Source organism: Pantoea sp. R102, assembly GCF_004916815.1.
Taxonomy (GTDB): Bacteria; Pseudomonadota; Gammaproteobacteria; order Enterobacterales; family Enterobacteriaceae; genus Pantoea; species Pantoea dispersa.
Genome location: NZ_SDFT01000070.1, coordinates 1 through 18,874 on the forward strand (window position 1 = coordinate 1; position 18,874 = coordinate 18,874).

The following is an 18,874-nucleotide window of genomic DNA, read 5'->3' on the forward strand; positions in this document are numbered from 1 at the left end:
AGCGCGGCGGTGCGTCCGGCGTCCAGCAAGCGATGATTTAAATGGATGGAGACGCAGTCGAGCGCGGCGGTCAGCGCCTGCCAGTCGTCGTGCCACTCATCCAGCAGCAGGCCGCGCGGCAGCTCCGGCGCGGCCTGCATCGCCGCTTCCAGCGCCGCGTACGAGAACGAGGACAGCAGCGGTGCCGTTTGTCCCTGCCACAGCGTTCGTGCGGCCAGCGCTACATCACGTCCGGTTTCCACCTCGGTACCGCTGCTGGGTTTGATCTCAATGTTGGCCATCATCCGATGCTGGCGGCAGCGCGCGGCCACCTCGCTCAGCAATGCCAGCGGCTCACCGTCAAATTCACGGCTAAACCAGCTGCCGGCATCCAGCTGCGCCAGCTGCTGCCACGGCAGATCGCCCGCCACGCCCCAGCCATTGCTGGTGCGGTCCAGCGTGTCATCGTGCAGCAGGAAAATCTGCTTATCCTGTGACAGTTTGGCGTCGAATTCGATCATGGTATGACCGTAGTGCGCGCCGACATCAATCGCCGCCAGGGTGTTTTCCGGGGCCAGCTTGCCGCCGCCGCGATGCGCAACAATGTGCGGATAGGGCCAGTTTTTTACACTCATTCCAGACGCTTTCCATGGGTAGAATCGAAGAAGTGTAACGCATCTGGCGGCAGTTGTAGCCACAGGCTGCTGCCAGCCTGTGGCCGCTCGCTGTGCGGCAAACGCACCACCAGCCGCGTATTGCCAATGTGGCCATGCGCAAGATTGTCCGCGCCGAGGATCTCCAGCGTATCCACCACCAGCGGCACACCGCCGGCCTCACGGCTGCTGAGCTGAATATGCTCGGGACGAATGCCGAGCGTCAGCGGACGGTTGGCCCATCGCGCTTTGCCGGCGCCGAGCGGCAGGCTGTTGAGCGCGTCGAGCGTAAAGCGCGAGCCATCGCTGTTGATCTGACCGGGTAGCAGGTTCATCGCCGGCGCGCCGATGAACGACGCAACAAACTGACTGGCCGGACGCTCATACACCTCCACCGGCGTGCCCACCTGCTCCACCACGCCTTTATTCATCACCATCACGCGCTGCGCCAGCGTCATGGCTTCAACCTGATCGTGCGTGACGTACAGGCTGGTGGTTTTCAGCCGGCGGTGCAGTTGCTGAAGCTCCAGACGCATCTGCACGCGCAGGCGCGCATCCAGGTTCGACAGCGGCTCATCAAACAGAAACACCGCCGGTTCCCGCACGATGGCGCGGCCCATGGCCACGCGCTGACGCTGGCCGCCGGAGAGCTCGCGCGGACGGCGCTGCAACAGGTGATCAAGCTCCAGACTGCGCGCCGCATCCATCACCCGCTGGGTAATCTGTTCCTTGCCCATGCCGCGGATCTTCAGGCCGTAAGCCATGTTTTCTCCCACCGTCATGTGCGGGTAGAGCGCGTAATTCTGGAATACCATGGCGATGCCGCGATCTTTCGGCTCCATGTCGGTGACGCGCCGATCATCGATGTAGATATCGCCCGACGTGACGCGCTCCAGCCCGGCCACCATGCGCAGCAGCGTCGATTTTCCACAGCCGGATGGGCCGACCATCACCATAAATTCACCGTCATTGATGGTGATGTTCAGCGGCTGAATGATTTGGTTTTTGCCGTCATACGATTTCGTCACGGTCTGAAGGGTTACCGCTGCCATCTATTTCTCACTCTCCACCAGGCCACGCACAAAAGCGCGCTGCATCACAAGCACCACCACCACCGGTGGGATCAGGGTTAATAACATCGCCGCCATCACTTCGTTCCACTGCGTCGGACCGCCGCTGGTGTTGATCATACTTTTCACCCCCGCCACGGCAGTGCTCAGGCCGGCATCGTTGATGATCAGCAGCGGCCACAGATACTGGTTCCAGCCGTAAATAAAGGTGATGACAAACAGCGCGGCGAGATTGGTTTTTGACAGCGGCAGCACGATATCCCAGAAAAAACGCATCGGACTGGCGCCGTCAATGCGCGCCGCTTCAATCAGCTCATCCGGCAGCGACATAAAAAACTGGCGGAACAGGAACGTGGCGGTCGCGGAGGCCATCAGCGGCAATGTCAGACCGCTGTAACTGTCCAGCATGTGCAGCGTGGAGATCACCTCCACCGTCGGGAAAATACGCACTTCTACCGGCAGCATCAGGGTGATAAAGATCAGCCAGAAAAACAGCGTGCGCAGCGGAAAGCGAAACCACACCAGCGCAAACGCCGAGAGCATCGACACCGTGATTTTGCCCACGGTGATGCCCAGCGCCATGATCAGGCTGTTCAGCATCATCAGGCCAAACGCCGCGCTGCCGTTGACGCCATCGCGCCAGATGTGGGTGATGTTGTCGATGAGATGCGGGCCCGGCACCAGCGTCATCGGCACCTGATACACCGCGTTGTTATCCAGCGTCGCGGCGACAAACGCCACGTACAGCGGGAACAGAATGGTCAGCACCCCCAGCGCCAGCAGCGTGTGGGCGAAGATATCCAGCCCGCGTCGGTTTTCAATCATTGGTATTGCACCTTACGCTCGACAAAGCGGAATTGCAGAATGGTCAGGCCGATAACCAGCAACATCAGCACCACCGACTGCGCGGCGGACGACGAGAGATCGAGTCCGGTGAAGCCTTCGCGGTAGATTTTGTAGATCAGCGTGGTGGTGGCCTGTACCGGCCCGCCGCCGGTGGCGGCATCGATCACCGGGAAGGTGTCGAAAAAGGCGTAAACCAGATTCACCACCAGCAGGAAAAAGCTGACCGGCGTAATCAGCGGCAGCGACAGATTAAAGAAACGGCGCACCGGTCCGGCACCGTCAATCGCCGCGGCTTCCACCAGCGATTTAGGAATGGACTGCAGCGCGGCAAAGAAAAACAGGAAGTTGTAGCTCATTTGCTGCCAGATCGACGCAAGTACAATCAGGAACATCGCCTGACCGCTGTTCTGCGCATAGTTCCAGTTGTAGCCAAGCTGGTTCAGCAGATGGCTGAACAGCCCCAGCCCCGGATTGAACAGGAACATCCATAGCACCGCCGCAACTACCGGCGCCACCGCATAGGGCAGCAGCAGCAGCGTCTGATAGAGCTTTTTCAGCCGGATAACGTAATCCACCAGTGCCGCCAGCAGCAGCGAGAATGTCATGCCGCATACCGTCACCAGTGCGCTAAACACGAGGGTGGTCCAGAACGAATCAAGGTAGTAGTCGTCACTGAACAGGCGGCGGAAGTTATCAAGACCGACAAAGGTGCTGGAGATGCCAAACGGATCGATGCTTTGCAGCGAGTACCACAGCGCCTCTCCGGCGGGCCAGAGAAAAAAGATCGCGGTGATCGCCAGCTGCGGGGCCACCAGCAGATACGGCAACAAACGGGCGCGGAAAACCGGACGTGATGATGAGGACATAGCAGGCTCGTCAGAAAGAGACAGCGGGACGGACTTACCGTCCATCCCGCCATTACGGAGTTACTTCACTTGCTGTTCAAAGCGACGCAGCAGTTCGTTGCCGCGTTTCACCGCGTTGTCCAGCGCTGCCTGTGGCGACTGTTTGCCGGTCCACACGCCTTCCAGCTCTTCGTCGACGATGGTACGAATCTGCGGCATGTTGCCCAGACGCATCCCTTTGGTGAACGGCAGCGGATCTTTATTCAGCATCTGCCGCGTGGCGATGTCGGCGCCCGGGTTTTTGTCATAGAAGCCCTGCTGTTTGGTCAGCTCATAAGCCGCGGTAGTGATCGGCAGATAACCGGTTTTCTGGTGCCATTCTGCCGCGATATCCGGCTGGGCGAGGAACTTCATGAACTCCGCCGCGCCTTTGTACGTCGCTGCATCTTTGCCTTTCATCACCCACAGGCTGGCGCCACCGATAATGGCGTTCTGCGGTGCGTTCGGCACGGTGTCATCGTACGGCATCATGCCCACGCCAAAGTTGAATTTGGCGTAATGCTTAATGTCGGCCAGCGAACCGGATGAGGCGGTGGTGATACCGCAGTCGCCGTTGTAGAACTTGGACGTCGACTCATCTTTACGGCCAAAGTAGGTGAAATCACCTTTCTTATTCATCTCTTCCAGCAGCTGGATGTGGCGCACCTGCACGGGTTTGTTGAACTCCAGCACCGCGTCGGTACCGTCAAAGCCGTTGTTTTTGGTGGCAACCGGCAGGCCATGCCAGGCGCTGAAGTTTTCGATCTGAATCCAGCCCTGCCAGCCGCTGGCATAGCCGCAGCTCATGCCGGCTTTACGCAGCGCGGCGGCATCCTGCGCCAGCGCCTGCCAGGTTTTCGGTGGCTGATCCGGGTTAAGACCGGCTTTTTTGAACGCGTCTTTGTTGTAGTACAGCACCGGCGTGGAGCTGTTAAACGGCTGTGAGATCAGCTGGCCGTTGCTGTCGCTGTAGTAACCGGCAACCGCAGGAACAAACTGTTTCGGGTCCATCGGCACGCCGGCGTCTTTAAACACTTCATGCACCGGCACGATGGCTTTAGAGGCCATCATGGTGGCGGTGCCCACTTCGTAAACCTGCAGAATGGCCGGTGCCTTACCGCTGCGCACCGCAGCGATACCCGCGGCCAGGCTCTGCTCGTAGTTGCCTTTGTAGGTCGGAACGATTTTGTAATCCGGGTGAGCCTGGTTAAAACGCTGTGCCAGAGAATCGACTTCTTTGCCTAACTCGCCTTCCATGGAGTGCCAGAAAGGGATTTCGGTAGCAGCCAGCGCATTACCGCTGATCGCCAGACCGAGCAGCAGACTCATCAGGCGGGGACGAAGCGTAAAAGCGGACATAAGGGTTTCCTGTGCTTGTGGCGCGCGCGATATCACGCATTTTTTGTTCGCGAAGTAACATGACACGGGGAAATGACGGAAAAATAACAGGATTATGACGGGAATATGACGGGGTAAGCGCAGGGACGATGGAGTGTAAGTGGGTGAGAATTATTTGTTATTCCGCACTCAGGTTAATGACCGTCGGCGGCGCAGTCAGATTACGGGCGGACAGCGCGCAGCCACCGCAGCGTACATCTAGTACGTGAGGATGGCGAGCACTGCCCAACCGCAATCTGACAAGTAAGCCAGGTCAGGCGCCTAAATACGCGCTTCTCACCGCTTCATTGGACAACAACGCTTCACCGCTATCCTCCAGCACCACGTGGCCGTTCTCCAGCACGTAACCGCGATCGGCCAGCTTCAGCGCCTGGTTGGCGTTCTGCTCGACGAGGAAGATGGTCATGCCCTCTTTACGCAGCTGTTCGATGGTGTCGAAAATCTGCTGGATAATGATCGGCGCCAGACCCAGCGACGGCTCGTCCAGCAGCAGCAGGCGCGGCTGGCTCATGAGGGCGCGGCCAATCGCCAGCATCTGCTGCTCACCGCCGGACATGGTGCCGGCGCGCTGCACTTTGCGCTCCGCCAGCCGGGGGAACAGCTGATAAACGCGCTCAATGCGCTCCTGATACTGCTGACGCGTCGCGAAAAAGCCGCCCATCGCCAGGTTCTCTTCCACCGTCATGCGCGAAAATACGCGCCGGCCTTCCGGTACGATGGCAATCGCTTCACGCATGATTTTTGCCGTCTGCCAGTCGGTAATGGTTTTGCCATCAAAGGTGATGGTGCCGCTGGTAGCGCGCGGTTCGCCACACAGCGTACCGAGCAGCGTGGTTTTACCCGCGCCGTTCGCGCCAATCAGCGTCACGATTTCGCCCTGACTGATGTGCAGATTAATGTTATGCAGTGCCTGGATCGGGCCATAGTGTGCACTGACGCCCTGTAAAGTTAAAATCGGGTTCGCCATGTTATGCCTCACCTAAATAAGCACGGATCACATCCGGGTTGTTACGCACTTCTTCCGGCGTACCGTTGGCCAGCGGCGTTCCCTGATTCACCACATAAATACGGTCAGAAATGCCCATCACCAGTTTCATATCGTGTTCAATCAGCAACACCGTCACCTTGTGTTCGCCGCGTAGTTCAGCGATCAGCTCATCCAGCTCGTGCGTTTCGCGCGGGTTGAGGCCGGCGGCTGGTTCGTCGAGCATCAGGATTTCCGGACGCGTCACCATGCAGCGGGCGATCTCCAGCCGGCGCTGCTGGCCGTAAGCCAGGTTGCCGGCCTGGCGGTTAGCCAGATCCAGCAGGCCAATGCGCTCCAGCCAGCTGGCCGCGCGGTCCAGCGCTTCGCTCTCGCCGCGCCGGAACGCCGGGGTTTTAAACAGCCCGGAGAACACGCCGCTTTTCAGATGCTGATGCTGCGCCACCAGCAGGTTTTCAATCACCGTCATCTCACGGAACAGGCGCACGTGCTGAAAAGTTCGCACCACGCCCATGCGCGCGATCTTCTGCCCCGGCAGGCCCTGCAATGGCTGATCGCGCAGTTTGATGGTGCCGCCCGTTGGCTTATAGAAACCGGTCAGGCAGTTGAATACCGTGGTTTTCCCCGCCCCGTTCGGGCCAATCAGCGAGACGATCTCCTGCGGATGCAGTTCCAGCGCCACGTTGTTGACGGCCAGCAGGCCGCCGAAGCGCATCATCAGGCCTTCAACGGCTAATAAAGGCTGACTCATGCCTGCTCTCCTTGTTTTGCCTGTTTCAGCTTCAGGTGCGGACGCTTCATCGGCAGCAGCCCCTGCGGACGCCAGATCATCATCAGCACCATCAACCCACCGAGCACCAGCATGCTGTACTCGTTCAAATCACGCATCAGCTCGCGCGACACCACCAGCAGAATCGCGGCCAGGATCACCGCCAGCTGCGAACCCATGCCGCCCAGCACCACAATCGCCAGCACAAACGCGGACTCGACAAAGGTGAAAGATTCCGGGCTGACAAAGCCCTGACGCGCGGCAAACAGCGTACCGGCGAAACCGGCGAACACCGCGCTGATGGTAAAGGCCGTCAGCTTGATGCGCGTTGGGCTGAGACCGAGCGAACGGCAGGCGATCTCATCTTCACGCAGCGCTTCCCACGCGCGCCCCAGCGGCATGCGCAGCAGACGATTGATGACGAACAGCGTCAGCACCACCAGCAGCAGCGCCACCAGATAAAGGAAAATCACGCGGTGATTGGGATCGTACGCCAGGCCCGTCAGCTCGTGGAAGGTGGTCCAGCCGCCTTCACTGACGCGCCGGCCAAATTCAATACCAAACAGGCTCGGCTTGGGGATCTGCGCGATTCCATTGGGACCGCCAGTGATTGATGTGCTGTTCAGCAGCAGAATACGCACGATCTCACCAAAGCCGAGCGTCACAATCGCCAGATAGTCACCGCGCAGCCGCAGCACCGGGAAGCCCAGCAGCAGGCCAAAGGCACCGGCGACAATACCCGCCAGCGGCAGACTCTCCCAGAAGCCAAAGCCGTAATAGTGATTCAGCAGCGCAAAGGTGTAAGCACCGATGGCGTAAAAGCCGCCGTAGCCCAGCACCAGCAGGCCGGACAGGCCCACTACCACATTCAGGCCGAGGCCGAGCATCACGTAGATCAGCGTCAGGGTGGCAATATCCACGCTGCCGCGCGACACGAAGAAGGGCCAGGCGACGGCGGCAACAATCACCAGCAGCATCAGCAGCTTTTGTTTTGGTGTCGAACCGTCAAAACCCGGCAGCACCAGCCCTTTGCCACTGCGTTTGAGCTTGCCCTGCAACAGCGGACGCAGCAGCTGGAACACAAACACCACTGCGCAGCCGAGGAAGATCCAGTTCCAGCGCACGGCGCCCGCATTCGCCACCACCAGTTTGGTGCCGTCGAGATCGAGGCGCATACCCATAAAGAAGCTGGCGAGTACCAGCAGCATCACCGTGGAGACCACGGCGTTAACCAGACCGAGGCGTTTCATACTTTCTCCACCTCCGGACGGCCAAGGATACCGGTTGGCATCACCAGCAGCACCACGATCAGCAGCGCGAACGACACCACGTCTTTATATTCGGTCGACAGATAGGCTGATGTCAGCGCTTCCGCAATGCCCAGCACCAGGCCGCCAATCATCGCGCCCGGAATGCTGCCGATGCCGCCCAGTACCGCCGCGGTAAAGGCTTTCATGCCGGCCATAAAGCCGATGAACGGGTTGATGGAGCCGTAAAACTGCCCCAGCAGCACGCCAGCCACGGCCGCCATCGCTGCGCCGATCACAAAGGTCAGTGAGATCACGCGGTCGGTGTTGATGCCCAGCAGGCTGGCCATTTTCAGATCTTCAGCGCAGGCACGGCAGGCGCGGCCCATGCGCGAATAACGAATGAACAGCGTCAGCGCCAGCATCGCGAGGAAGGTGACGACCCAGATAACCAGCTGCATGGTGGTGAGCGTGGCGGCAAAGCCGTTGCTCTCACCCAGCGTCCACTGGCCGGTGATCAGGCTGGGCAGCGCCAGATCGCGCGAGCCCTGCGTCAGGCTGACGTAGTTCTGCAGAAAGATCGACATACCAATCGCCGAGATCAGCGCGATCAGGCGTTTGGAGGAGCGCACCGGCTTATACGCCACGCGCTCAATGCTCCAGCCATAGGCGCTGGAGATAATCACCGCCATCACGAACCCGGCGGCAATCATCAGCCACGAGGTGTCGATACCCATCATCATCAGGGCGGCAATCACGATAAAGGAGACATAGCTGCCGATCATGTACACCTCGCCGTGGGCGAAGTTGATCATGCCGATGATGCCGTAAACCATGGTGTAACCGATGGCGATCAGCGCGTAGGTGCTCCCGAGGGTGACCCCGTTGAACATCTGCTGAATGAAATAGAGAAACTGCTCGGACATAGTGAGGACCTGCATGTAAACGGGAAATCCCCGGTGCGTTCGGCACCGGGTTAGGGTGAGAGCACCGCGTCGCAGCGCCTCATTCAGCGCGTGCGCGCGGTGCCGCACCCTGCCCTCGCCCATCAGGAGAGGGACAATTCAGGAGCGTGCTTACTTAACTGCGGTAGAAGAACCGTCTTTGTGCCATTTGAAGACGCCAAATTCGAAGCCCTTCAGATCGCCCTTCTGGTCCCAGCTCAGGTTACCCATCACGGTGGGCACCGGCGCACCCTCTTTCAGGTTTTTAGCAATCGCATCAGGCTCATCGCTTTTGCTGCGCTCAATGCCCGCCACCAGTGACTGAATAGCTGCATAGGTGGTCCAGACGAACGGGCCGGTTGGATCTTTGCGGTTTGATGCGCTGTTGGCTTTGATCGCGTCCACAATCGCTTTGTTGTCTGGCAGCTGGTCGTAGCGCTTCGGCAGCGTCACGTACAGGCCTTCAGAGGCGTCACCCGCGATGTTAGACAGGGAAGCGTTGCCGACCCCTTCTGGTCCCATAAAGCCGGCTTTCAGACCGGCCGTTTTAGCCTGACGCAGAATCTGGCCCAGCTCCGGGTAGTAACCGCCGTAGTAAACGAAGTCAACATTCTCTTTCTTCAGGCGCGCAATCAGCGTGGAGAAGTCTTTATCGCCAGCGGTGATCCCTTCGAACAGCACTACGTTGCCGCCTTTCGCCTTCAGGGTTTTCTGCACGGATTCCGCCAGGCCCTGACCGTACTGCTGCTTGTCATGTACCACGGCAATACGTTTTGGTTTGATCTGATCGAGGATGTAGTTGGCCGCGGTCGGGCCCTGATCGGAATCCAGACCGGTGGTACGCATCACGTCGGCATAGCCGCGCGCGGTCAGTTCAGGCGCGGTAGCCGCCGGGGTGATCATCAGAATGCCTTCATCGTTATAAATGTCTGATGCTGGCTGAGTGGAGGAGGAGCACAGGTGGCCGATAACGTATTTGATACCGTCATTGACCACTTTGTTGGCCACCGCAACCGCCTGTTTCGGGTCACAGGCGTCGTCATATTCTACGCCAACCAGCTTGTCGCCGTTTACGCCGCCTTTGGCGTTGATGTCCTTGATCGCCTGGGCCGCACCGGTGAACTGCATATCACCGTACTGCGCCACCGGGCCGGTTGCCGCACCGACAATCGCAATTTTGATGTCTTTCGCCAGTACCGCATGGCTCATCGCCAGCGCTACGCAACCCGCCAGTAATGCGCGTCCTTTACTCATTTTCATGCGAACTTCCCCATCTGTTGTGTCGTGTCTGTTGTGATTGGTTATTTATCTGCCAGTCAAAGAGCAAAACTGATTTGAGAATAATGAGTTAGCGCTCTTTTCTGGCATTTTTTGTTAAGAAGACTTTATTTTTCAGGTTATTAAACAGGAACTTTCTTCTGTAAATCAACTGACATATTCAGTAAAAGCTGACGGGAACAGCAGATTACTCTGGTTTTTATGGCCGGTTTTTCACCACCAGGCCAGCGCGTTATGCTGGCTTTTTCAGCGATCGATGCTGGCTTACTCCACAATCCTGGCAAAGTGGCTGGCATTTGACCTCTTTTCATCGCAAAAAAGTGACAGCGCTCTGACTGTCTAAATTCGCTACACTAAGGCCTTTCTGCCAGTACAGGTAAGGGTTATGAAGCTCACTATTCAGCGCATCAGCACGCTGACGCCGCAGGATCGACTGGATTTAGCCAAAGTCTGGCCGCAACAGGATATCGCGCAGCTGGAAGCCAGCCTCAGTGAAGCGCAGCGGCTGTATGCAGCGCGCTTTAACGATCGCCTGCTTGGGGCGCTGCGGCTGGAGATTCGCGGCACGCTGGGTAAGATTACGCAGCTGGAAGTGCGTGAAGTCACGCGGCGGCGCGGCGTAGGGCAATATCTGCTGGAAGAGACGATAGCGCAGAACAGCGCGCTGGATCACTGGTGGGTTGCCGATGACGGCGAAGACGATCAGCGCGTGCGCGCGGCGTTTATGCAGGCGTGTGGCTTTCGCGCGCAGAGCGACGGGTGGGTGCGTTAAGCGGCGATTTTACGCCGTGCAGAGCGGTGCGCATGAATGCGCACCCTACGGGGATTGCGAACGAGTGTACAGATTGCGTGGGGTCGTGATTAACGATGCATATGCATGCGTGTCCTGTAGGGTCGCCATTCATGGCGACCGTGCTGTAATCCGCACAGGTCATACGTCATCGCAGGTTATTGCGCGCATAAAAAAGGGCGACCCGCTGGTCGCCCATTTATCTGTCAGCCGTTAATCAGGCTTCAATCGCCATACGCAGTTTCTTCATGGCGTTCTTTTCTAGCTGACGCACGCGCTCGGCAGACACACCGTACTGGTCGGCCAGCTCCTGCAGCGTGGTTTTGTTGTCATCATCCAGCCAGCGGGCGCGGATAATGTGCTGGCTACGCTCATCAAGGCTCAGCATTGCATCGCTCAGCTTGTCAGCGGCGTGCGCATCCCAGTTATCCTCTTCAATGCCGTCGGCAAAGTCAGAGGTTTTATCCTGCAAATACAGCACCGGTGCCATCGGCTTGCCTTCGCCCGCATCGTCATCAGATGACATGTCGAAGGTCATATCCTGGGCCGCCATGCGCGACTCCATTTCCAGCACGTCTTTGCTGCTGACACCCAGCTCGCGCGCCACCATTTCGACTTCATCCTGATTGAACCAGCCGAGACGCTGCTTGGTTTTACGCAGGTTAAAGAACAGTTTGCGCTGTGCTTTGGTGGTGGCAACTTTCACGATACGCCAGTTACGCAGCACGTATTCGTGAATCTCCGCTTTGATCCAGTGCACGGCAAACGACACCAGACGCACCCCGACTTCCGGGTTGAAGCGACGCACCGCCTTCATCAGGCCGATGTTACCTTCCTGGATCAGGTCCGCCTGCGGCAGGCCGTAACCGGAATAGTTACGAGCGATATGAACAACAAAGCGCAGGTGAGACAGGATCAGCGTCTTAGCTGCATCCAGATCGCCCTGGTAATGCAGCCGCTCAGCCAGTGCTTTTTCCTCTTCTGCCGTTAATACCGGCCAGTTGTTAGCAGCCCGGACGTAAGATTCCAGGTTGCCCAGAGGAGCAATCGCTAAAGTTTGCATTTCTTTGGTCATTCAAACCCTCACAAATTCAATGGACTTGCTGCTCGTTTCCCTGCGCAGCCGTTACATTATGTCAACGACGCGTGAAAACAAAAAGCAATCTGTGCTACTTGGACGTCAAAGTTATCCACAAGTTCAATTATAGCAGTGAATATTTTACACACAGATGACGGCGGGGGAAATCGGAGAAATCCTCTGCTCCCAGGTCGTCGGCAGCAGAGGAAGAGTATATCAAAAAATCGTTGCTATGGGTTACTGCGGCGTAAAACGACGTAAATGTTGCACCGTCGCCAGCCAGGCGGCAATCCAGCCGATGATGGCCGCGATTAACAGCAGCAGCAGACCTTCATCCCACGAAAAGCCCTCCAGCGCGAAGCTGGTACCGAAGACGGAGGCGACCTGCGCCACCACCGACTGCAGGCGCAGCACCAGCACTTCCGACAGAATCAGCGACAGCACCGCACCGCTGAAACCGAGCAGCGCGCCGCCGTAGAGGAAGGGTCGCAGAATAAAGCCATCGGTCGCGCCAATCAGCTTCTGCACGTTGATGGTGTCGCGCCGGGCAAAAATGCTCAGACGCACGCTGTTGCCAATCACCAGGAACACCGCCACCACCATCAGCAGGCCGATCATTGACGCCACCTGCCCCACCAGCCCGGTGAGTGCGGCTAAACGCGCAAACCAGCTGTCATCCATGCGCACTTCATCCACGCCCTGCACTTTCGCCACGCGATCGCGCAGATTGGCCATGGTATCGGAGTTCTGGAAGTTCAGCTTCGGCGTGATGATCGCCACCGCCGGCAGCGGGTTCTGCTCCAGCATATCCATCGCACCACCAAAGCCGGACCAGTTGCGGAACTCGCTTTGCGCCTCTTCACGCGTCAGGTAGTTCACCTTGTCAACGCCATCGAGCTTTTTCAGCTCGGCGGTCACGTTCTCTGCCGCCGTGTCATCCAGCGCTTTGTCGAGGTAAACCGTCAGCTGCGGCGCCGGATACCACTGCGCGGCGGCCTGGCTGACGTTTTTCCACACCATGTAGCACACGCTGGGCAGCGTCAGCGAAATCGCGATCACCATTACCGTCAGCAGCGTCGCCAGCGGCTGACGATACATGTCGGACAGCGTACCGCGCCACGCGTAGCGCCACTGCTCCTGCCAGCCGCCCTTCAGCGCTTTGCTCTTTGACGGCTGCTTCGCCGCTTTCGGCGCAGCCGGACGCTTGTTACGTTTATTGACCATCGTGGCCTCCGTGCAGACGTCCCTGATTAAGCGTCATCACGCGATAATTGCGGCGTGCGATCAGCCCGATGTCGTGCGTCGCCATCAGTACCGTAACGCCCACGCGGTTGAACTCTTCAAACAGGCGCAAAATATCTTCTGACAGCGCGTTATCGAGGTTACCGGTCGGTTCATCCGCCAGCAGCACCGCCGGTTTATTCACTACCGCGCGGGCAATGCCGACGCGCTGCTGTTCACCGCCAGAGAGCTGAATCGGATAACTTTTTGCTTTGTCGAGCAGGCCGACTTTGTCCAGCGCCGCCGACACGCGACGGCGAATATCCTCGCCGCTGGCGCCGGAAATAATCAGCGGGATCGCCACGTTGTCGTAGACCGAACGATCCATCAGCAGGTGGTGATCCTGGAAAATCATGCCGATCTGGCGGCGCAGGAAAGGCACTTCGCTGTGACGCAGCCGGGAAATATCGTGACCGCTGAACCAGATTTGCCCGGCGCTCGGGCGCTCAATGCCACAAATCAGCTTCAGTAAGGTACTTTTCCCCGCGCCTGAGTGGCCGGTCAGAAACGCCATCTCACCGGGACGCAAATGGAAATCCACGCCCTGCAGCGCCTGGCGTCCTCCCAGATAAGCCTTACTGACCTCTTCAAAGCGAATCATGCCAATTATTCCTCTCGGGCAAACAGTGCCTCAATAAAGTCGGCGGCCTTAAACGGCCGTAAATCTTCGATGCCTTCCCCGACACCGATATAACGAATCGGAATGCCAAACTGATCGGCCACCGAGAAGATCACGCCACCTTTTGCGGTGCCGTCGAGCTTGGTCAGGGTGATACCGGTCAGGCCGACCGCTTCGTGGAACAGCTTCGCCTGGCTGATGGCGTTCTGGCCGGTGCTGGCGTCAATCGTCAGCATCACCTCATGCGGTGCCTCTTCGTCCAGCTTCTTCATCACGCGGGTAATTTTCTTCAGCTCTTCCATCAGGTGCGCTTTGTTCTGCAGGCGGCCGGCGGTATCGGCGATCAGCACGTCAACGTGGCGCGATTTCGCCGCCTGGATGGCGTCAAAAATAACCGACGCAGAATCCGCGCCTGTATGCTGCGCGACCACCGGAATATTGTTGCGCTGGCCCCAGACCTGCAGCTGCTCTACCGCCGCCGCGCGGAAGGTGTCACCCGCCGCCAGCATGACGGACTTGCCCTGCGCCTGATACTGACGCGCCAGCTTACCGATGGTGGTGGTTTTACCCACGCCGTTAACGCCGACCATCAGGATAACGAACGGCGTTTTGCCCGCCACGTCCAGCGGGGCATCGACCTTTTCCAGAATGCCGGCCATTTCAGCCTTCAGCAGGCCATACAGCGCTTCAGCATCGCGCAGCTGCTTACGGCTGGCCTGCTGCGTCAGGCTGGTGATGATGCGGCGCGTGGTTTCCACGCCGACATCGGCAATCAGCAGCTGCTCTTCCAGCTCTTCAAACAGCTCGTCATCGATTTTTTTGCCGCGGAACAGGCTGATAAAGCCGGATCCGAGGTTTTCACGCGTTTTGACCAGGCTACGTTTCAGGCGGGCAAAGAAGCCCTCTTTGGTGGGGCGCTCCTGCTCCTGGGCCACAATCGGCGCAGCCGCCAGCGGGAGATCGCTCACGGTGTCTGTCGCCACGCGCTCTTCTGCCGCGTCTTCGGCATAGGTTTCCGCTAACGCCAGCGCTTCCAGTTCTTCATCGCTCAGCGGTGCGTCTGCGTCCTCTGCGTCCTCTGGCTGAGGCGCCTCAGATAAAACCGGTGCTTCAATAATCAGTTCTTCAGCCTGCGGCTCCTCTTCAACCGGCATCAGCTCCGGCTGCGGATGATCTTCCGGCAGTACCTCTTCTTCAATCGCGCTGACGGCAGCAATTTCTGCGTCATCAGCGTTAGCATCGGATTCGGCTGCGGTTTCTGCTTCCGCAACGGGATGCGTTTCAGCGTCGGCGTGAACCGGCGATTCGGCCTGCTGTTCTGCCACCTGCTCAGTGACGATCACGGTTTCGGCGGCCTGCGCTTCGGCGCTTGCTAACGCGCTCTCTTCAGCGGCGGGTGCCGGTTGATCGGTCGGCTGCTGCTGCGCCTGCTCTTCCGCTGGCTGCTGCTCTTCTTTGCCAAAGCCCAGCCAGGAAAAAAAGCCGCGTTTTTTCTCTTTTGCCATTGTGTGACCACACTCCTCGATGGCTTATTCCCGGTAGCACGCTGTTCCCAGGGGATAAAAAATTCACTTTTTCGCGCGTGAGCGGCGTAAAAATCAGGCAATTACGTCCGCTTTATCAACTTAGTAGTCTAACACTTTCCTGCCAGCGCACCACAGCACCCTTTTTTAACGTTTCTTCTGCCTGCTACGCCCGTTAAACTACGCAACAAATTATGACGAGTTGTGAGCGAAATGAGTAAATCCCCCCGCAACAGCGGCGCGGCAGGCCAGATTCGCCTGATTGGCGGACAGTGGCGCGGACGCAAATTGCCGGTGCCGGACAGCGCCGGCCTGCGCCCGACCACCGATCGCGTGCGTGAAACGCTATTCAACTGGCTGGCGCCGGATATCCAGCAGGCGCGCTGCCTCGATTGCTATGCCGGCAGCGGCGCGCTGGGCTTAGAAGCGCTGTCGCGCTATGCCGCCTCCGCAACCCTGCTGGAACTGGAACGTCACGTGGCGCAGCAGCTGACGCAAAACCTGCACACGCTGCGCGCCAGTAACGCCAGCGTCGTCCAGACCAATACGCTGCAGTGGCTAAGCCAGCCTGGCGAGCCATTCGACGTGGTGTTTGTTGATCCGCCGTTCCGCAAAGGCCTGCTGCAGGAGACGCTAACGCTGCTGGAGAACAATGGCTGGCTCGCCGCCCACGCGCTGATTTATGTTGAGAGCGAAGTGGAACACGGCACCCCGCTGGCCCCGGCTAACTGGGATCTGTATCGCGAGAAGATTGCCGGTCAGGTGGCCTATCGCCTCTATCAACGCCAACAGGAGACCGATGATGTGGCTTAATCTGGGACGTTTGCTGATGATTTGCGTCTGGGCATTTCTGCTGCTTAACCTGGTGCACCCCTTCCCGACGCCGCTGCGCTACTTTGTCCACGTTGCGCTGTTCTTTATGGTGGTGATGCACGGCCTGCAGCTGGTGCTGCTGCGTGCCACGCAGCCGAAGGAAGCGCCAAAGCTGAGCCGCGCCACGCAGGCGAAAATCTTCTTCTTTGGCGTATTTGAACTGCTGGCGTGGCAGAAAAAGCACTATCCGTCGTAACTCAAGACAGCGCGCGCGGCTTCAGCCCCGTGCGCTTTAGTGCCTATTGCGCCGGGGTAAAGCTGACAAAGCGCGTGCCCTGCATTTTCAGCTCGCCCTTCACGCCTTTGTCCATCTGGTGATAATCGCTGGCGCTGACGTTGACCTTAAAATCACCGGCGCCGTTCAGCGGATGGAACCAGGCTTCATACTTCATCTCTTCCGCCACAATCTCTTCGCGCTGACGCGAACGGCGATTGGGGGCCGGAAACTCTCGCTTGGTTTTCACTTCCACACTCATTGAGCGCACCGGTGAAGCGTCGTTGACCGCGGCTTCGCGGCGCTGCTTGATAAACTGACGGGTTGCCAGGATGGCAATTACAGCCAGGACGATAAAAAAGATTAGCGGTGGTTTGCTCATGTTTTCTCTCGCACTTTACGTCGGGGGTTAACAGATAAAAGACGCCAAAGCATACAACCAGAGTTGCCCGATTGTCACATTTGCCGCCAGTAACTTAAACTGAGATCGCGATTTTGGGAAAATTCATCAATGTGGGCGACACGTTCACAAAAGGGAGAAAAAATGCTTTGGTCTTTCCTTGCAGTCCTTTTTTCCGGTTGGCTGTATGTCGATGCCTCCTACCGCGGCCCGCAGTGGCAGCGCTGGCTGTTCAAACCCGTTACGCTGCTGTTGCTGGTTGCCTGGGCGTGGCAGGCTCCCACGCTTAACACCACCGACTACCTGATTCTGGCTGGCCTGGTCGCCACGCTGGTGGGCGATGCGTTAACCCTGCTGCCGCGTCAGCAGATGCTGTATGCGCTCGGCGCCTTTTTCCTTTCGCATCTGCTGTACACCATCAGCTTTGCCGCGCACATGACCATGAGCTTCTTCTGGCCGATTCCGCTCACCTTCCTGGTGATTGGTATCATCGTGATCGCCATTATCTGGTCAAAACTGGATACGCTGCGCTGGCCGATTTGTACGCTGATTGGCATGACGCTGGTGATGAACTGGATGGCGGCGGAAAATTACTTCTTCCGTCCGACCGATTACAGTTTCTCGCTGCTGGTGGGTGCCGTGCTACTGTTGCTGGCTAACATCGTGTGGTTTATCTCGCACTATCGCCGCCGCTTCAGCGCTGACAGCGCGATTGTCGCCGCCTGCTACTTTGCCGGTCACTTCATGATTGTGCGTTCACTGTGGCTGTACTGAAAAAAGTGACCTCACCGCTTGACTCTGGAGTCCACTCCAGAGTGTAGCATGCAGACTGCGGGCATCGGCCCGCTTCTGCAACCGGAGGTCACATGCATCAACATGCCCACTCTTGCCGCTGTGGCAAATCACACCGTCAGCCAAAACCGCTGTGTGCGGTACGCAGCGTTCAGCCTGCATCCCTGAAGATTTCCGCCGCGCAGCCGGTGGCCGCGTCCAGTGATTGCGGCTGCTGCACCAGCGATGACGATAGTCCCGGCGGCGGCGACGCCGACAGCGACAGGCGCGCATCCGCGTCCTATCAGTTCCGCTGGCAGATTGCCGGCATGGACTGCCCGAGCTGCGCCCGCAAAATCGAAACCGCCGTGCAAAAGCTGCCGCAGGTCGCCAGCGCGCGGGTGATATTCGCCAGTGAAAATCTGCTGGTGGAGGCGCACAGCGATATTCGTCCGGCTATTGAACAGGCCGTTAACCATGCCGGCTTTAGCCTGAAATCCACAGAGAACCCCGCACCGACGGCGCGCCGCTGGCGCGATAATGCCTCGCTCATACTGCTCACGCTGTTGATGATTGCCAGCTGGCTGCTGAGCCAGCTCACGCCGCTGTGGGGCGATCGCCTGTTTGTGCTTACCACGCTGGTCGGTCTGGCGCCGGTAGCCCGCAGCGCATGGCAGGCCATACGCAGCGGCTCACCGTTCAGCATTGAAACCCTGATGACCCTCGCCGCCGCGGGCGCGCTGGTGATTGGCGCCCACGCCGAAGCTGCCATGGTGCTGCTGCTGTTCCAGCTGGGAGAACGGCTGGAAGCCTATGCCGCCGCGCGGGCGCGCCGTGGCGTCACCGCGCTGATGGCGCTGCGTCCGGACACCGCCACGCGCGTCAATGGCACACAGCGTGAGCAGGTGGCACTGGCGGCGCTCAAGCCCGGCGATGTGATTGAAGTGGCGGCAGGCGGTCGTCTGCCCGCCGATGCCGAGCTGCTGCACGCCAGCGCCAGCTTTGATGAAAGCGCCCTGACCGGCGAATCGCTACCGGTGGCCCATCAGCCGGGCGATGCCGTGATGGCAGGCGCCACCAGCGTGGATCGGCTGGTGACGCTGCGCGTGACCTCACAGCCGGGCCACAGCGCTATCGACCGCATTCTGCAGCTGATTGAAGAGGCCGAAAGTCACCGCGCGCCGGTGGAGCGTTTTATCGATCGCTTCAGCCGCCTTTACACGCCGGCCATCATGCTGCTGGCACTGCTGGTGATGGTGCTGCCGCCGCTGC

The 18,874-nt window shown here is 58.8% G+C and carries 20 protein-coding genes; 5 read left to right on the plus strand and 15 right to left on the minus strand.

Features of this window, described 5'->3' with window-relative positions; translation table 11 throughout:
- From ugpQ to ERD80_RS09115, 10 genes are all read right to left on the minus strand, one after another.
- Positions 1-614: glycerophosphodiester phosphodiesterase (gene ugpQ, locus ERD80_RS09070; RefSeq protein ID WP_136546637.1), on the minus strand; the 614-nt coding region annotated here is incomplete at its 3' end.
- Positions 611-1,684, minus strand: a complete 1,074-nt coding sequence (locus tag ERD80_RS09075) for a sn-glycerol-3-phosphate import ATP-binding protein UgpC (RefSeq protein ID WP_021508001.1) — start codon at positions 1,682-1,684, stop codon at positions 611-613. The genes ugpQ and ERD80_RS09075, both read right to left, overlap by 4 nt.
- Positions 1,685-2,527, minus strand: a complete 843-nt coding sequence (gene ugpE, locus ERD80_RS09080) for a sn-glycerol-3-phosphate ABC transporter permease UgpE (protein ID WP_021508002.1) — start codon at positions 2,525-2,527, stop codon at positions 1,685-1,687. It abuts the gene before it with no gap.
- Entirely contained in the window at positions 2,524-3,414 is an 891-nt protein-coding gene (ugpA, locus tag ERD80_RS09085; RefSeq protein ID WP_031279792.1) for a sn-glycerol-3-phosphate ABC transporter permease UgpA, read from the minus strand. The genes ugpE and ugpA overlap by 4 nt, the downstream gene beginning before the upstream one ends.
- A 60-nt stretch (positions 3,415-3,474) precedes the next feature.
- Positions 3,475-4,791: a sn-glycerol-3-phosphate ABC transporter substrate-binding protein UgpB gene (gene ugpB, locus ERD80_RS09090; RefSeq protein ID WP_058757579.1), complete on the minus strand. Its 1,317-nt coding sequence runs from the start codon at positions 4,789-4,791 to the stop codon at positions 3,475-3,477.
- A 292-nt stretch (positions 4,792-5,083) separates the two neighbouring features.
- Entirely contained in the window at positions 5,084-5,797 is a 714-nt protein-coding gene (gene livF / locus ERD80_RS09095; protein WP_010615896.1) for a high-affinity branched-chain amino acid ABC transporter ATP-binding protein LivF, read from the minus strand.
- Between the two features lies 1 nt (position 5,798).
- Positions 5,799-6,566 (minus strand): high-affinity branched-chain amino acid ABC transporter ATP-binding protein LivG, encoded by a 768-nt coding sequence (gene livG, locus ERD80_RS09100; RefSeq protein WP_136546639.1) that lies wholly within the window; start codon positions 6,564-6,566, stop codon positions 5,799-5,801.
- The gene (locus ERD80_RS09105; RefSeq protein WP_021508006.1) at positions 6,563-7,834 is read right to left on the minus strand and encodes a high-affinity branched-chain amino acid ABC transporter permease LivM; all 1,272 of its coding nucleotides are present in this window, start codon (positions 7,832-7,834) and stop codon (positions 6,563-6,565) included. The genes livG and ERD80_RS09105 overlap by 4 nt, the downstream gene beginning before the upstream one ends.
- The gene (livH, locus tag ERD80_RS09110) at positions 7,831-8,757 is read right to left on the minus strand and encodes a high-affinity branched-chain amino acid ABC transporter permease LivH (protein WP_010615899.1); all 927 of its coding nucleotides are present in this window, start codon (positions 8,755-8,757) and stop codon (positions 7,831-7,833) included. Before livH ends, ERD80_RS09105 begins: the two co-directional genes overlap by 4 nt.
- A 150-nt stretch (positions 8,758-8,907) precedes the next feature.
- Positions 8,908-10,035, minus strand: a complete 1,128-nt coding sequence (locus tag ERD80_RS09115) for a branched-chain amino acid ABC transporter substrate-binding protein (RefSeq protein WP_021508007.1) — start codon at positions 10,033-10,035, stop codon at positions 8,908-8,910.
- A 403-nt stretch (positions 10,036-10,438) separates the two neighbouring features.
- Between ERD80_RS09115 and panM the strand changes: the two genes are divergently transcribed.
- Positions 10,439-10,825 (plus strand): aspartate 1-decarboxylase autocleavage activator PanM, encoded by a 387-nt coding sequence (gene panM, locus ERD80_RS09120; protein WP_021508008.1) that lies wholly within the window; start codon positions 10,439-10,441, stop codon positions 10,823-10,825.
- Positions 10,826-11,060: 235 nt separating this feature from the next.
- On the opposite strand, the gene rpoH is transcribed toward panM, so the two are convergent.
- The 4 genes from rpoH to ftsY form a co-directional block, all read right to left on the minus strand.
- Entirely contained in the window at positions 11,061-11,918 is an 858-nt protein-coding gene (rpoH, locus tag ERD80_RS09125) for an RNA polymerase sigma factor RpoH (RefSeq protein WP_021508009.1), read from the minus strand.
- A gap of 240 nt (positions 11,919-12,158) precedes the next feature.
- Positions 12,159-13,145 (minus strand): permease-like cell division protein FtsX, encoded by a 987-nt coding sequence (ftsX, locus tag ERD80_RS09130; protein WP_058770000.1) that lies wholly within the window; start codon positions 13,143-13,145, stop codon positions 12,159-12,161.
- Positions 13,135-13,803 carry a cell division ATP-binding protein FtsE gene (gene ftsE, locus ERD80_RS09135; RefSeq protein WP_021508011.1) on the minus strand — a complete coding sequence of 223 codons (669 nt, stop codon included), beginning with the start codon at positions 13,801-13,803 and terminating at the stop codon, positions 13,135-13,137. The genes ftsX and ftsE overlap by 11 nt, the downstream gene beginning before the upstream one ends.
- A gap of 5 nt (positions 13,804-13,808) precedes the next feature.
- Entirely contained in the window at positions 13,809-15,326 is a 1,518-nt protein-coding gene (ftsY, locus tag ERD80_RS09140; protein WP_136546641.1) for a signal recognition particle-docking protein FtsY, read from the minus strand.
- Between the two features lie 231 nt (positions 15,327-15,557).
- On the opposite strand from ftsY, the gene rsmD reads away from it, so the two are divergent.
- Positions 15,558-16,157: a 16S rRNA (guanine(966)-N(2))-methyltransferase gene (rsmD, locus tag ERD80_RS09145; RefSeq protein ID WP_059009888.1), complete on the plus strand. Its 600-nt coding sequence runs from the start codon at positions 15,558-15,560 to the stop codon at positions 16,155-16,157.
- Positions 16,147-16,413: a DUF1145 family protein gene (locus tag ERD80_RS09150; protein WP_021313674.1), complete on the plus strand. Its 267-nt coding sequence runs from the start codon at positions 16,147-16,149 to the stop codon at positions 16,411-16,413. The genes rsmD and ERD80_RS09150 overlap by 11 nt, the downstream gene beginning before the upstream one ends.
- Before the next feature lie 43 nt (positions 16,414-16,456).
- Here the strand turns inward: ERD80_RS09150 and ERD80_RS09155 are convergent, their stop codons facing one another.
- The gene (locus ERD80_RS09155) at positions 16,457-16,813 is read right to left on the minus strand and encodes a DUF2500 domain-containing protein (RefSeq protein WP_021508014.1); all 357 of its coding nucleotides are present in this window, start codon (positions 16,811-16,813) and stop codon (positions 16,457-16,459) included.
- Positions 16,814-16,975: 162 nt separating this feature from the next.
- Here ERD80_RS09155 and ERD80_RS09160 point away from each other — a divergent pair, with 162 nt between their 5' ends.
- Positions 16,976-17,605 (plus strand): lysoplasmalogenase, encoded by a 630-nt coding sequence (locus ERD80_RS09160; RefSeq protein ID WP_021508015.1) that lies wholly within the window; start codon positions 16,976-16,978, stop codon positions 17,603-17,605.
- A gap of 92 nt (positions 17,606-17,697) precedes the next feature.
- The coding region (locus ERD80_RS09165; RefSeq protein ID WP_211145577.1) for a cation transporter at positions 17,698-18,874 on the plus strand (1,177 nt) is incomplete at its 3' end.